Source organism: Nocardia callitridis (assembly GCF_039543305.1).
GTDB classification, from domain to species: domain Bacteria; phylum Actinomycetota; class Actinomycetes; order Mycobacteriales; family Mycobacteriaceae; genus Nocardia; species Nocardia callitridis.
Window position 1 is genome coordinate 176331 of the sequence record NZ_BAABJM010000002.1, and the last position, 12779, is coordinate 189109.

Genomic DNA, 12779 nt, shown 5'->3' on the forward strand with positions numbered 1-12779 from the left:
TGTCAAGCGCTCTCGTAGAGAGTTACCGGAAACGGGTTGTGCGGATTCAGTTCGTCTTCGATCCGACCGACGGTGTCGTCGCGGAAACCGACGCTGCGCAGGTGGGAACGGGCCCGGTTCATCAGTGCTTCGAGTTCGGCACAGATGTGCTGGCCGTGCGCGGTGACCAGGAGTCGATACCGTTCCAGGTCGCGTGCGCTGCCGTTGCCTCGGCCGTAGATACGGTCCAGTACGGCACGTTCCGCCGGTGTGGCGTGGGTCGCCACGATGTGGTGCAGCAGGGTTGCCTTGCCCGAGTTCAGATCATCGAGTGGGTTCTTGCCGGTCAGTGCGGCGTCGGTGAGTACCTCGTTGACGTCGTCGAGGAGTTGGAACGCTTCGCCGTACGCCGACCCGGCGCCGATCAACGCACCGGTGCGTTGCTGCTCGATGTTCGCGCACCTGGCGGCCAGCACCATCGGTGCGGTGACGGTGTACCACGCGGTCTTGTTCACCGACATCTGGGTGATGGTGGCCCGGTCGTGGCGGATTCGTCGGTGCTCGAGCATGGAGTCCTGGAGTTCGCCGACCAGGGTGCGGAGTTGGATCTCTTGAAAGAACCCCGACACTCGTTCGCGAACGGGGCTGGCGATGCGGTCGATCGCGCGGGCACACAGCACCAGTACCGCGTCACCGCCGAGCAGTCCTGCGGTAACACCGAGCGACACCGACGTAGGGGACCGGTCGGCGGTGTCGCCCCAGCCGGTGTGGAACGCGGGGTTGCCTCTGCGGGTGGGGCTTTCGTCGATGATGTCGTCGTGGATCAACGCGGCGGCGTGAAAGAGTTCCAGCGCGGCACAAGTGTGTGCGAGCGCGAGGACGGTCGCCTCGTCGGTGCGGCGGAAATTGTCGAGCGTGTGTGCCGCCACTCGGGTGCGGCGCATGCTGCCGAGGCGGAGGACGTAGTCGCGCAGGCGTTGCGTGAATTCGGGGACACCGATGGTCGAATCGGCGGTCTTCGAATCGGCGGTGAGGTGGGCGAAGTCGGCGAGTAGCTCGGTGACATCGGTGCGCACCAGCTCCACGAGTCGGGTGGCCGCCGGTGTGCTGCCACTCATCGCGATACCACGCTTTTGATCCGCATCGGCAGCGCGCCGGGGACCAGAGCGCCCATGGCGGCGGCGGGTACTTGTTGGCCCGGCTGTAACGAAATCTCGTAGCGTTGCAGGATGTTCACGAGGGCGATGGCGATCTCGACCCACGCGAAATGCTCGCCGATGCAGTTGCGCGCACCTGCACCGAACGGCAGAAACGCTGTGCGCGGGTACTTTTTGGGGGTGTCGATCCACCGGCGCGGCTTGAACGTGTCCGGGTCCTCGTACACCGATTCGTCGCGATGGATGGCGTAGACCGAGTAGAAGACCTGGGTGCCCGGTGCGAGATCGAATCCACCGAGGGACGCCTCCTGCACCGTGCGCCGTCCGAGCGCCCAGACCGGGGGATACAGACGCAGCGACTCCTTGATCACGGCTTGCAGCAGTGTCAGTCCTTGAATATCGCCGACCGTGTTGTGCACGCCGAGATCGAAGCCGCCCACCTCGGCGCGTACCTGTTCCTGAATCTCTGGGTGTTCGGCCAGCAGGTAGCACGACCATGCGATCGCGCTCGGCGTGGTCTCCGAACCCGCGGTGAGGAAGGTGAGGAACTCGTTCAGGATCTGGGCGCGGTCGTTGTCGCGGCGGGCGATCTCGTCGTCGGTGTCGGTGAGGACAGCCATGAGGTCGGCATGTGCCTCGGCGTCTCGGTTCGTGCGCAGCCGCTGGTCGACGAGTCGGTTGCCGAGCGCGCGCAGGTCGGCGATGGCCGCGTAGAAGGCGCGGTTCTCCGAGGTGGGGATGGTGTCGAACAGTCGAGGTGGCAGCGCCCCTCGCTTCTCGATACCCGAGATGACGAGGGGCATCTTGGCGCGCACCAGTTCGACATCGTCGTCGGTCATGACGGTGGAGAACAGTGTGTCGATGACGACGCGGGTGGCCAGCCGGAAGAATTCCGGGTAGACCTCGACGACCTGTTTGTCGCGCCACGACTCCACCATCGCCGCGCTGTAGGTGTGCATGGTGTCGACGTAGTCGCTGATCGAGGGCTTGTTGAACATGGGCTGCATCAGGCGGCGTTGCCGCATGTGCAGGTCGCCCTCCGCCAAGAGGACTCCGTCACCGAGCATGGCGCGTGCCCGCTCGAACTGGATGCCCTTGTCGTATTTCTTCGCGTCGGGGACCAGGATTTGGTACAGCAGTTCGTGGTTGGCGATCAGGCAGGCATCTTTCCAGCCGATCTTGATACGAGACAGGGGTGCGACGCTGGCCGCGGAGCTGAAGAATTTCAGCGGGTCCTGCCAGATGTCGAGTGCGTGGCCGATAAGTGGCTTGGTGTTCGGAACGAGCGGTGGCTTGGCAACCATGACGGAGAACTCCCTCACCAACAAATGGGTAGTGAACTGAAACTGCGGAAGACGAAGCCGCCCGGCGTGCGCTCTGGCGGGCGGGCGTGATCCAGACGTGGCATCGCGGGAACGGCCGCGAGCAGGACCTCGAGTGCGACGCGTGCCTCGATGCGGCCGAGGTGCGAACCGACGCAGCGATGTATGCCGTGCCCGAAGCCGATATGCGGGTGGCTCTGGGCATTTGGGTCGGGGCCGGGGGCGCGGCGGCCCGACAGCGCGCCGTACGCGCCGATCGCCAGGTACAACCGCGCACCGGAGGGGATCGTGATGCCGTGGAGGTCGATCTCCTGATCCACCGATCGCGGCGCGCTCTGTACCGAGGGGTCGGCGGCCAGTGTCTCTTCGACGAATTCCGGTATAGCAGCGGGCGTTTCGGCAAGGTGTGACCAACGGTTGGTCTCGATGAGACGGGACACCGCGTTGCCGATGAGGCCGGAGGTGGTCTCGTGTCCCGCGGCGATCATGACCCGGATGGCGACGATGATGTCGTCCACCTCGTGCACCGCGCCCGGCGTGTCGATGGCGTCGGCCATCTCCAGGATGAGGCTGGGCCGACGCTGGGCTCTGATCTCGGCGATCAGGTCGCGCACGTAGTCCTCGTAGGCGCGCGTGGCTTCGGCGGCCTGCACCTGGGCCTCCGGCGGAAGCGGTGCCGCCTGGAGCGCGAGCCACAGATCGTTCCACTGTTTGACCTGCGTGCGGTCGTCTTCCGGGATACCGAGCATGTCGGAGATGATTGTGACGGGCAGGGGGTAGGCGAGCTCCCGCATGACGTCGAAGCTCGTGCGCGCACCGAGATCGCCGCACATGCCCTCGGCCAGCTCACGGATCTTCGGGACCAGTTTCTCCACGGCGGTGGGCGTGAAGGGTCGTATGAAGGTCTTGCGGAACGCCGAATGTGCTGGTGGGGCTTCGTTGAAGAGTGCTCCCCGGTAGAAGAGGGTGTCGCGGAGGATCTCCTGTGCCCCTTCGTAGATCGGGACCTGACCTTCGAGGTTGTGGACACTCGTGAATTTCTCGTGGTCGGCGAAGATTTCGAGCACCAGGGCGGGGTCGGTCACGATGAAATCGGTGGGGCCGATGGCGGTCAGGGGCGCCTGCGCGTTCATCGCTCGATAAATCGAGTACGGGTCGGTGGCGAAGTCGTCAATGGTACCGGAAAACGGCACGGAGATACCTCCTGGTCCGATAAATGGTGCGCCGACATCATCGGTCGACAAATTGGCAGGTGCGAGGGCGCACACCTGCGATTGCTCGGAATAGTTCTCTGGAACCCAGACCCGAACCGTCTGCTCTCCTCCTCCGCGGAGGGCAGTCAGCGACTTGCTGTGGATTCGAGATTAACTCGAACTCCGAAGGCGTGCAACCTGTTTTCCGAATAATTCAAGTAGGTGCCCCCAGGGCTGGGGTCACCCTGTCGCAATCGCCCCTGTGCTGAGCAGTGGACGGGTCGGTGGTGGGCGTTCGTGCTGCGGGCCGGTGGGATCGTCGGTCGGCTCGAGTGCACCGTCTACGGGTGTGGGGCTTCGAGTCGGTTCGTCGACGACCCGCGGTCGACCCGCAGCGGAGTAGTGCGCTGGCTTCTCGTGTAACCCCGTCGTGAACAGTGGATTTCGGACAATTGGCACGGCAAGTCGTCGTGTGAGCCGCTGCCGTGCCGAGCGCGTCGCGTGCGTGTCCGAGTCTGTGGTGGGTGGCGCGGTCGCCCTCGGGTCATCGATCCCCCGCAGGCGTGCATGGTGCCCGTTCAATGCGCCGAATTCGTGGGGGTGTGGGGTTCGCCGCAGGATGTTCGTATCGCGATCATCGATAATTCGACGTACAGCAAATATTCGGCGGAAAGCGTGATGGGCGAGAAATTACCGAGGGGAATTTATCATTCCAACAGTTTCCTTCGAGATATATCGACATGCGGAAACGGTATTTGGCCCAGTGGGCGTATTTCGTCAGTCGAAAAAATGGATGTCGGCCATGCTCCGATACCGAGGTTTCCTGGGTGCTAATTCCGCCTTGTCCGCCACGGCATGAGGCGCGCGCGTTTCCAGCTTTTTTTGTCAGTCGGATTCCCACTTGGCCTCGTGGGCGGATTTGTCGGTGCGGAGGCCGCGCCAGCTGGGGTGGCGGAGGCCGTCGGGGGTGGCTTCGCGGTATTCGACGTCGGCGACCAGTTCGGGGCGGACCCAATGGGCGACGGCGGTGACCGAGCGCGGCGGTGGGGTGGTGAAAGGGTTTGTGTCGGAATGGAGTTCGTTCAAGCGGGTTTGGAGGACCTTGCGGTCGCGCAGTGTCCACCCTGTTCCGACGTTGCCCAAGTACACGAGCTTTCCCTCGGAATCGTAGGCGCCCATGGCGATTGAGCCGAAGGTGGTAGAGAAGCGGCCGTTTCCCGGCACCCATCCGGCCACCACCACTTCCGTCGTCCTGCGCAGCGGTGTCTTGATCCATGTGGGGCAGCGGCGGCCGGGTTGGTAGGTGGAGTCGAGCCGTTTGGCGAGAATGCCTTCGAGGTCGTGTTCGCGCGCGATGTCGAGGAGCGTGGCGGGGGTCACATCGGTGTAGTAGGGCGGCGTGCGGATCGTCGCCGTTTGGAGGTCCAATGCGTCCAAATGGCGGCGACGTTCAACGTAGGGCAGACCCATGATCGATTCTCCGTTTACCTCTAGCAAATCGAAAACAAGGTATTGGACGGGTATTTCTCTCAGCAGTGTGGCGGTGGGCCGGACGACATGCATCCTGCGTTGCAGGAGCGCAAAGGACGGCGCACCGGTGGCGGGATCCGGTGCGACGATCTCGCCGTCGACGGTCACGTCCGTGTCCGGGAAGACTTCGGCAAAAGCGCTGGTGATATCGGGAAACGACCCGCTGATATCGCGCTGATTCCTGCTGTGCAGCCGCAGCGATCCTGCCCTGTGGCGGCCGACCGCGCGGATACCGTCCCACTTCATCTCCAGCGCCCACCCCGCTACCTCCCTCGGGGGCTGTCCCGGGGTGGCCAGCATCGGAGTCGGCGCTGAAAGCATCGGTTCAGCATACTTTCAGCGAACGATTGCTGGGCTCGATGTTCGGAAGTGGTGCTCACCGCGCCGACAGCGATTCCCCCATACGCGACCGTTGCTCCCCTCGACGACAACCCGGCAACGCGCGGTCGAGCTATGGCGCCGAGAGCTGGCCCCGCACTTCGAAGTGCCTTTTGCCAGCCTCCGAATACTCACTCATGATCAGCGCGGCCGGCGTCGCCGCTCGGAATAGCGAGGAGCAGGCGGCCGCCGCCGTGCAGGACTCGCTGATCGCGGAGTTCCTGTCCTCCGGCCCGCGAAAGGCTCCGGCGCATCGGTGCGCCGCAGCTCCTGGAGCGCTGGGCGGCGCAGCTGTCGGTGGCACGAGTCCCCACACGCGGGCAGCCGGACCGAGATCGAGGACGCCCTGGAGAACACGTTCGAGTGCCGCCCTGCCCGCCGACCTCCAGTGCGGTTTGCCGACGGGTGGCCCTCGGTCCCTGTTCTGCCCCATGAGCATCAAGAACAGGCTCTGCATCGCGGCCAGCCCGCGGGCTCGTCGGATCGTGGCCTCGTCTGTCCGCGCGTACACCTCGAAGAACCGTCCCGCCGTGCCCGAGGGCCGCAACACCCACGCGGCCGCAGGATCCCACGCCGGGTTGTGCGAGCCACATGCGGTCGAGGTCGTAGGTGAATTGGCAGTCCCGAGTCAACCGCGGGCGGTGTGGAAGGTCACCGGAGGTTCCAGTACCTTGCGAAGGGCGTCAGGTATCGAGATCGGGCGTGACGGTGTGGGTCAATCGAGGGTCCGGCTCCGTGCCCGCCATCCCGAGTGCTCCCACCAGAGCGCGGGCGAGGGTGAGCAGGTCGGCGGGGTTTTTCTTGTCGAGGCCGCCGACCAATTGCCCGAGGATGGTGAGTTGGTCGAAGTAGATGCGCTCGACGATCAGGTTTTCGTCGGCGTCGAAGAGGAAATACGCGGTCATTCGGGTGCGGTGCTTGGATCCGGTCGGCGGGATCTTTCCCAAGGGGCCGAGGTGGGTGCCGGTCAACCAGAACTCGACGATCACGGCACCGGTGCTGTGTCGGAAGGCGATGATCTCGTGGTTCTGATCAGGAAACGCAACCCGAGTGTCTTGGTAGTACTGGCGGACTTCGGCAGCGCCGTCGTGCACGGCCATCTGGGCGATGAGCTCGTAATGCGGATGCGGAAACGTCGACAGGGTCGCGTCCCAGTCCTGACTCACCTCATCGTGGAAATGGTCGAGCACCACCTTCTCTCGCGCGCGCAGGATGTCTTCGGGCGGCAGGGTGAAGCGGGACATGGCTGAGCTCCTTCGACGTTGGCTCCGTGCCGGTGCGGTACTCGAAGGTGGGTTTCGCTCCCCGCCAACGAGACTCGCCGCGCTAGCAGAATACGGGTCCGTACAGCAGAGTTTCCGCACGCGGCCGTCGAGCCGTCGTTCGCGCCAGCAGGCCGGTGTCCGGACGCGGGATCGAGGCGGCAGGCAGCGAAGCCAGTGGCGGCCCATGTCCTCGGGGTATCGATTGTGGCTCTGCCGCAACATGTTCCGTGGGAGTGTGGCAGTGAGCGCGCGATCGCCGCGGATTCGCCCACGGGTCACTCGCTCTCGAAGGCGGAGTCGGGGACCCGCGATGTAGGGCGCGCTCGTCGCCCGTCATCGCGTCGAATCAACCTTGGCCGCAGGGGAGTCCGCCGGCTCACGACGGTGCTCACTGGACGCGAGGGCGCGCGCGACGATCGGTCGCATCACCCTCGATTGGATTGCGCGCATCGCCCACGCGTTGACCCGGATCCCGAGTGCCGAACTCGGGGCCATCGATGCGACCCGGCCGGGCGGAAGCTGCTGTGCGGAATCGGTTTTGGTTCGCATCGCGGTTTCGAAAGTGTCCCATGCGGCGGGCAGTCGGTCGAGGTCGTCGAGCACGCGGGCGGAGCGGAACGCGGCCGCCGCGTCGGCGGCGCCACGCAACGCCAAGGCTGTGCCGAGGCCGCTGAGCGGACTGGCGCACCACGCGCTGTCGCCGAGCAGGACCACTCGTCCGTCGCGCCACGCGGGCACCCGCACCTGGTCGTAGGTGTCCATGGCGAAGTCGTTGCTCTCCTTGGCCGCGGCCAGGAATTCTGCCGCGCGCCAGCCGACTCCGGCGAAAGTGCTGGCGAGCAAGGCGAATTGGGCTTCGCGGTCGTGGCGGTGCGGAAGTGTGTCGGCGGCGAAGGTGAACCCGATTTCTTGTTCGCCGGGGTGGCCTGGCCTGGCCGTGATCGCGCGGCGACCCGGGGCATTGTGGATCAGGAACCAGCCGTCGAGGGGTGGTGTACCAGGTGTTTCGGTCAGCGTGAACAACGCGTGGGCCAGGCCGAGTGAGGTGCGGAAGTTCGCTTCGGGGCCGAATCGTAGGGCGCGTACGCGTGAGTGGGTGCCGTCGGCGCCGACGACGAGGTCGAATTTCTGCCGTGTTCCGCTGCGGAACCGCACCGCAACGCCGTCTTCCACATCGTCCAGCTCTTCCACCGTCTCGTCGAAGCGGTGGGTCACGCCCGCGCCTGCCGCCTCGTGAATGATCCTGGCGAGGTCGGTGCGCAGCAACTCTTCGTCGGACACCAGACCTTGCCCGCCGAACGCCTCCACCGGCATGGTCGCGCGCCGCCGTTCATCGGCCTTGATCCATGCCGCGCCGCGTTGCGGGATCAGGCAGCGCAATGCTTGTTCGAGCAGTCCCGCTTCCTCGAGCACGGTGCGGGAGTCGCCGCGCAGGTCGACGGTCTGACCGCCGGTGCGCGGAGCGGGCGCGATCTCGGCGACGGTGACCTCCCAGCCGTCGCGTTCCAGTAGCAGCGCGAGGGTGTCTCCCGCGATGCCGCCACCGACGATCAGTGCGTGTGCCATGTGCTTCTCCCTGCTCCGAGCGCCAACCGAGCAGTTGACGCGAAAGTATTCGCGTTAACGGTAGGTCGTCGCGCTCGCTAACGCAATAGTTTCGCGATAGCCTGGCGGTGTGACACAAGCATCGGGCGTCACTCGCCCAGGCGGACGCACCGCGCGGACCAGGGAAGCGGTGCACACGGCCACGCGTGAGCTGCTGGCCGAATCCGAGGACGGCACCGTCGACATCGCCGCGGTGGCAGCACGTTCCGGTGTGCACGCGGCCACGATCTATCGACGGTGGCGCACCGTCGAAGCCTTGATCATCGACGCGGTCGTGGACGAGCTCGGCGCCAGTTCGCCCGTACCCGCGACCGGCGACCTACGCGCCGACATGCTCACCTGGGCGACTCGTCTGCTCACCGGTCTCACTCAACCGGGCCACCTCGCGTTCTTTCGCGCGCTGGCGCGGGCGGGCGGGAGTGGTGCGAACGGGTTGATCGACGTCGCGCAGTTCGTGGCACCCCGCGCCAGGCAGATCCAGGCGAGCTTGGCTGCGAGCGGTACCAGTGTGCTGGACAGCCAGGATGTGCTGGAGGTCATCCTGTCGCCCGCCTACATTCGCGCCCTGCTGTTCACCCCCATGGACCCGGTAACCGACGCCCCACGCCTGGTCGACAATCTCATGGCCATCCGCGATCACCGGGCCCACCACGGCTGACGCCGTGCTCGCCCGCGCTCGCCCGCTCGAATCGCATTGCCGGGGTGGTGGCTGAGACGGAAGAGAAAGTGCCGCAACATCCTACGGCGATCAGGTTGTGCGACGTGCGGTCGAGAAACCCTTGCGCCAGGCCTCAGCTGTGCCGCGCACGATGATCGCGCCCGCCTCGGCGTCGGTGAACCGAGTATTGATCGGCACCAGCACGCGGCGAGCAGGCCGGACGCGGCGAGGGCCCATTCGGCGGAATTCGGTTCCGGCGCGCGGTCGCCGGTGATCGGTGCGTCAGTACAGGTCGACACCTTCCCAGAGCTCGCGGACCCGGCAGGAATCGTCCACCACGGTGGGCTCGAGGTCGAAGCGCATGCTCGATCGGTGGGTCGACTCGTACTGTAGCCAGTCGAGTCGGCCGGATTCGGCGAAGCGCACCCAGGCGCCGTGCACGGAATCGGCGAGTTGTTGTGGCGGGTTCGGGCCGGTAATCCACCGCATCTGCTCGTCGTGGAGTTGGTCGAAGACGAACGGCACTTCGAGGAAGTGACACGCACCGAGTTCACCGTCGAATTGTGGGGAACGCCAGGCGAACTCGTACATGTAGGTGGCCGCCGGTGCGGTGGCGCGTGCTTCGGCGAGCCGGATGCCGGGGATGGTGTAGAACCAGTCTGCTTGCAGAATCGACAGTAGTGCGCCGGGGTTCGCGCCGGGGTAGGCGGCGCGATAGGCAGGCAGCGCCTGCTCGGCGGGGAGCCGGTAGAGCCGCATCGCGGTGCCGAGTTCGGCTTCGGTGACCGAATCCAGGCTCCGGAACGGCACGATCGACAGGCGGCCTTCTTCGGAGTTGTGTCCGATCAACAGGTCGATGTCGGCGCTGGCGCCGACGAGGGCGGCGTCGATGGGTTTCGACGGGAGCGTCTCGCCGTCGAGGGTGGGTCGCCACATATTGATGCGGCAGCCCGGCTCCCCGCCCCACTGTTGTGGATTCGGTTGGCGAGCAAGGTCTCCCATTACCGCGGCTTGCGCGGCGAGCACGCGGTCCACGCCCGCCGCGGCCACCGCCTCGCGGGTCGGGGCGACGTCGAGTTTCGCGATCAGTCGCCGACCCAGCTCGCGCGCCGTGTCAGTGGAGTAACACAGGTTGCCCGCGCCGCTTTCGAGAATGGCCCGCCGGAACAGGCCGTTGGCACGCGGCATGGTCAGCAGCGTGCCGACGGCCATCGCGCCGGCGGACTGACCGAAAATGGTGACGTTCGCCGGGTCGCCGCCGAACGCGGCGATATTGTCGCGCACCCACTCGAGCGTCATGATCTGGTCCAGGAGGGCGACATTCGCGACGCCGTCGTCGAGGAAAAGGAATCCTTCGGCACCCAGCCGGTAATTGATCGATACCAGCAGAACGCCGTCACGAGCGAAGGCGCTGCCGTCGTAGAACGGGGTGGCGCCGGTGTCGAAGCCGCCACCGAAGATCCACACCAGCACCGGCAGTCGCGTCGAACCCGGTTCGGGTGTCCAGATATTCAGGTTCAGGTAGTCCGCGCCGGGAATCGGCGGTGCGAACGCTTCCAGTGGTGGTGGGGTGGGTGGCTGCGGTGAGGTGGGGCCGAAATCGAGTGCGTCGCGCACCCCGCTCCATGCCTCGGCGGGCTGGGGTGGCAGGTAGCGGCGCGCGCCCTGTGGGGGTGCGGCGTAGGGGACGCCTTTGAAGACGTGGATGCCGTCGGCCACCGCGCCGCGTACGCGTCCGGCGCGAGTCGTGACGATCGTTTCGGCCGGGTCGCTGGCGCCGCACCCGGTGGCGGCGAGGCCGGTCAACGCGGACGCCGCAGCGGTGAAATGAAGAAAGTCCCTGCGATTCACCGTGTTTCACGCTCCCTTGGATTGCCGCGAGCGAATCCGATATTCGCTACCTTAAGTATCGAAACCAAGAGTAGCGGAAATCGGTAAGCTGGGGGGATGACGACTGAGTCCGATTCCGTTCGGCCGCGCGGACGACCGCGCGCCGGTGTCAGCGTCGAGGTCTTCGCGGCGACACTGCGCACGGTCGACGAACTCGGTTACGCACGCGCCACGGTCGAGCGTATCGCCGCCTCGGCGGGGATCGCGAAGACGACGATCTACCGTCGCTGGCCCTCGAAGGGCGCGCTGGTCGTGGACTGCCTGCTCGACGCGTTCGGGCCCGCGCCGGTGGCGTCACCGCGGCGAGCCGAGCAGCTGACTGCCCTGGTGGGTTGGATCGCGGCGAAGATCGCCGAGCCGGGCGTGGGGGACGCGTTCGCGGGAGTGTTCAGCGACGCCGTCAGCGATCCCGAACTGCGCGTGGTGCTGTCGACCCGATTGCAGGACCCCTATCGCCGCGCGCTCCAGGAAGCGCTCGGCGAACCGGAAAGCCGCGTGCTGTTCCTGATCGACGTCGTCGTCGGCACCTTGCTGCACCGCATGGGGATGACCGGGGCACCGATGGTGGAAACGGACGTCGACGCGCTGACCGCGATGGTGTTGGCGAGCTTCGGGGCCGAATAACCGTCCGGCGCTGCGTTCGTGGTCGCGACCGCGAGTGGTCGAGTTCAGGACGCCAGCAAGACGATTCCCGCGACGAGTAGTGCGACCACCTTCACAACCTCCAGTCCGACATAGACCCAATGCCCGTTCGAGCGTGGTGCGTCGAGTCCGGCGAGTACCGCGTCGCTGCGCTTGGTGAGCCCCGGGCGCACCGCGACGAGTTGGACCAGGAGCACTACGACCGCGACCGCTGTGGCGATCACCCCGGGCGCGTCTGGCGTGTCGACCACGGCGGTGATCAAAATGGCAAGCGCCAGAACGACTTCCGCGATATTGAGCGCGCGGAATATCAGCCGGCCGATCCCGAGTCCGATGCGCAGCGTCACGTCGGGCGCGCGAAATTTCAGCGGTGTCTCCAGGAATGAGATCGCCAGCACCATCCCCAGCCAGACGAAGATCAGTGCGGACATGACAGCGGCTCCGGTATTCACGGGTGTTTCCTTACTACGCTGGGCTGGGGGATGTCGAGTATCAGTCGGTGCGGGTCAGGTGAGCGATGCAGACGTCGGGTTCGGCGAAGGGTTCGAGGCGCTCCACGGTGACCGGCGCGTCGAGGGTCCGCAATGCGCCGCGCATCAGTCCGAGGTGGATGGAGCACACGACCTCGGCGTGCGAATGCGCCAGATCGAGGAACGGGCATTGATGCAGTTCCACGCGCGGAGTGCTGGTTTCGGTGCTCGACCGAGGAGCGAAACCCATCTCGTCGAGCAGGTGCACGAGTTGGTCGACCGCGTATCGCTCGGTCGATGGTTGCGAACTTGCTGCGGTGACGTGCTCACCGAAGCTGAACCCCGCGCGAGTGGCGCGATCGGTGGGGTCGTCGGTGTCGGCGAGTTCGCCCGCGAGGATGTCGGCCAACAGGAGGTAATTGCGCGGTGCGGCGGGGTCCATGCCCGGATGAGCCTCGAACATCTGGGCGGGGCGACCGGGGCCTTCGGTCGAATCCGCGGCTCGTCGGGCCTGTCCGGTCCGCAGTAGCGCGTCGAGGTGGAACCGAACCGTGTTGGGGTGCAATCGAAGTCGCTCGGCGATCTCGACGATGCTCAGCGATCGCTGAGCTTCCCGCAGTGTCGCGAGCACCGCCGCGCGTCGGCCACCGCGGCGGGGGGTCGGTGGCGACGGTTTTCGAGTCATGAGGT

At 65.9% G+C, this 12779-nt stretch carries 11 protein-coding genes; 2 read left to right on the forward strand and 9 right to left on the reverse strand.

Annotated features, from left to right (window positions below):
* Positions 1-2: 2 nt before the first annotated feature.
* From ABEA50_RS09570 to ABEA50_RS09595, 6 genes are all read right to left on the reverse strand, one after another.
* Positions 3-1097: a polyprenyl synthetase family protein gene (locus ABEA50_RS09570; RefSeq protein ID WP_345494884.1), complete on the reverse strand. Its 1095-nt coding sequence runs from the start codon at positions 1095-1097 to the stop codon at positions 3-5.
* Positions 1094-2440, reverse strand: coding sequence for a cytochrome P450 (locus ABEA50_RS09575; protein ID WP_345494885.1), 1347 nt, complete (start codon positions 2438-2440; stop codon positions 1094-1096). The genes ABEA50_RS09570 and ABEA50_RS09575 overlap by 4 nt, the downstream gene beginning before the upstream one ends.
* Before the next feature lie 14 nt (positions 2441-2454).
* Positions 2455-3651: a cytochrome P450 family protein gene (locus ABEA50_RS09580; protein WP_345494886.1), complete on the reverse strand. Its 1197-nt coding sequence runs from the start codon at positions 3649-3651 to the stop codon at positions 2455-2457.
* A gap of 885 nt (positions 3652-4536) precedes the next feature.
* Positions 4537-5502: a non-homologous end-joining DNA ligase gene (gene ligD, locus ABEA50_RS09585; protein ID WP_345494887.1), complete on the reverse strand. Its 966-nt coding sequence runs from the start codon at positions 5500-5502 to the stop codon at positions 4537-4539.
* Between the two features lie 740 nt (positions 5503-6242).
* Positions 6243-6803 (reverse strand): ester cyclase, encoded by a 561-nt coding sequence (locus ABEA50_RS09590; protein ID WP_345494888.1) that lies wholly within the window; start codon positions 6801-6803, stop codon positions 6243-6245.
* Between the two features lie 354 nt (positions 6804-7157).
* Positions 7158-8390 carry an FAD-dependent monooxygenase gene (locus tag ABEA50_RS09595; RefSeq protein WP_345494889.1) on the reverse strand — a complete coding sequence of 411 codons (1233 nt, stop codon included), beginning with the start codon at positions 8388-8390 and terminating at the stop codon, positions 7158-7160.
* Between the two features lie 109 nt (positions 8391-8499).
* Here ABEA50_RS09595 and ABEA50_RS09600 point away from each other — a divergent pair, with 109 nt between their 5' ends.
* On the forward strand, positions 8500-9087 hold the full coding sequence (locus ABEA50_RS09600) for a TetR/AcrR family transcriptional regulator C-terminal ligand-binding domain-containing protein (protein ID WP_345494890.1): 588 nt from the start codon (positions 8500-8502) through the stop codon (positions 9085-9087).
* Positions 9088-9369: 282 nt separating this feature from the next.
* Here ABEA50_RS09600 and ABEA50_RS09605 read toward each other — a convergent pair whose 3' ends face one another.
* On the reverse strand, positions 9370-10938 hold the full coding sequence (locus ABEA50_RS09605; protein ID WP_345494891.1) for a carboxylesterase/lipase family protein: 1569 nt from the start codon (positions 10936-10938) through the stop codon (positions 9370-9372).
* Positions 10939-11034: 96 nt separating this feature from the next.
* Between ABEA50_RS09605 and ABEA50_RS09610 the strand changes: the two genes are divergently transcribed.
* Positions 11035-11601 (forward strand): TetR/AcrR family transcriptional regulator, encoded by a 567-nt coding sequence (locus tag ABEA50_RS09610; RefSeq protein WP_345494892.1) that lies wholly within the window; start codon positions 11035-11037, stop codon positions 11599-11601.
* Positions 11602-11645: 44 nt separating this feature from the next.
* Here the strand turns inward: ABEA50_RS09610 and ABEA50_RS09615 are convergent, their stop codons facing one another.
* Positions 11646-12071 carry a hypothetical protein gene (locus ABEA50_RS09615; protein ID WP_345494893.1) on the reverse strand — a complete coding sequence of 142 codons (426 nt, stop codon included), beginning with the start codon at positions 12069-12071 and terminating at the stop codon, positions 11646-11648.
* Positions 12072-12111: 40 nt separating this feature from the next.
* The gene (locus ABEA50_RS09620) at positions 12112-12774 is read right to left on the reverse strand and encodes a helix-turn-helix transcriptional regulator (RefSeq protein WP_345494894.1); all 663 of its coding nucleotides are present in this window, start codon (positions 12772-12774) and stop codon (positions 12112-12114) included.
* Positions 12775-12779 lie beyond the last annotated feature (5 nt).

Coding starts and splice junctions, on each gene's coding strand:
- ABEA50_RS09575 (WP_345494885.1), bottom strand. CDS start 2,440: ATGGTTGCCAAGCCACCGCTCGTTCCGAACACCAAGCCACTTATCGGC.
- ABEA50_RS09620 (WP_345494894.1), bottom strand. CDS start 12,774: ATGACTCGAAAACCGTCGCCACCGACCCCCCGCCGCGGTGGCCGACGC.
- ABEA50_RS09595 (WP_345494889.1), bottom strand. CDS start 8,390: ATGGCACACGCACTGATCGTCGGTGGCGGCATCGCGGGAGACACCCTC.
- ABEA50_RS09610 (WP_345494892.1), top strand. CDS start 11,035: ATGACGACTGAGTCCGATTCCGTTCGGCCGCGCGGACGACCGCGCGCC.
- ABEA50_RS09590 (WP_345494888.1), bottom strand. CDS start 6,803: ATGTCCCGCTTCACCCTGCCGCCCGAAGACATCCTGCGCGCGCGAGAG.
- ABEA50_RS09570 (WP_345494884.1), bottom strand. CDS start 1,097: ATGAGTGGCAGCACACCGGCGGCCACCCGACTCGTGGAGCTGGTGCGC.
- ligD (WP_345494887.1), bottom strand. CDS start 5,502: ATGCTTTCAGCGCCGACTCCGATGCTGGCCACCCCGGGACAGCCCCCG.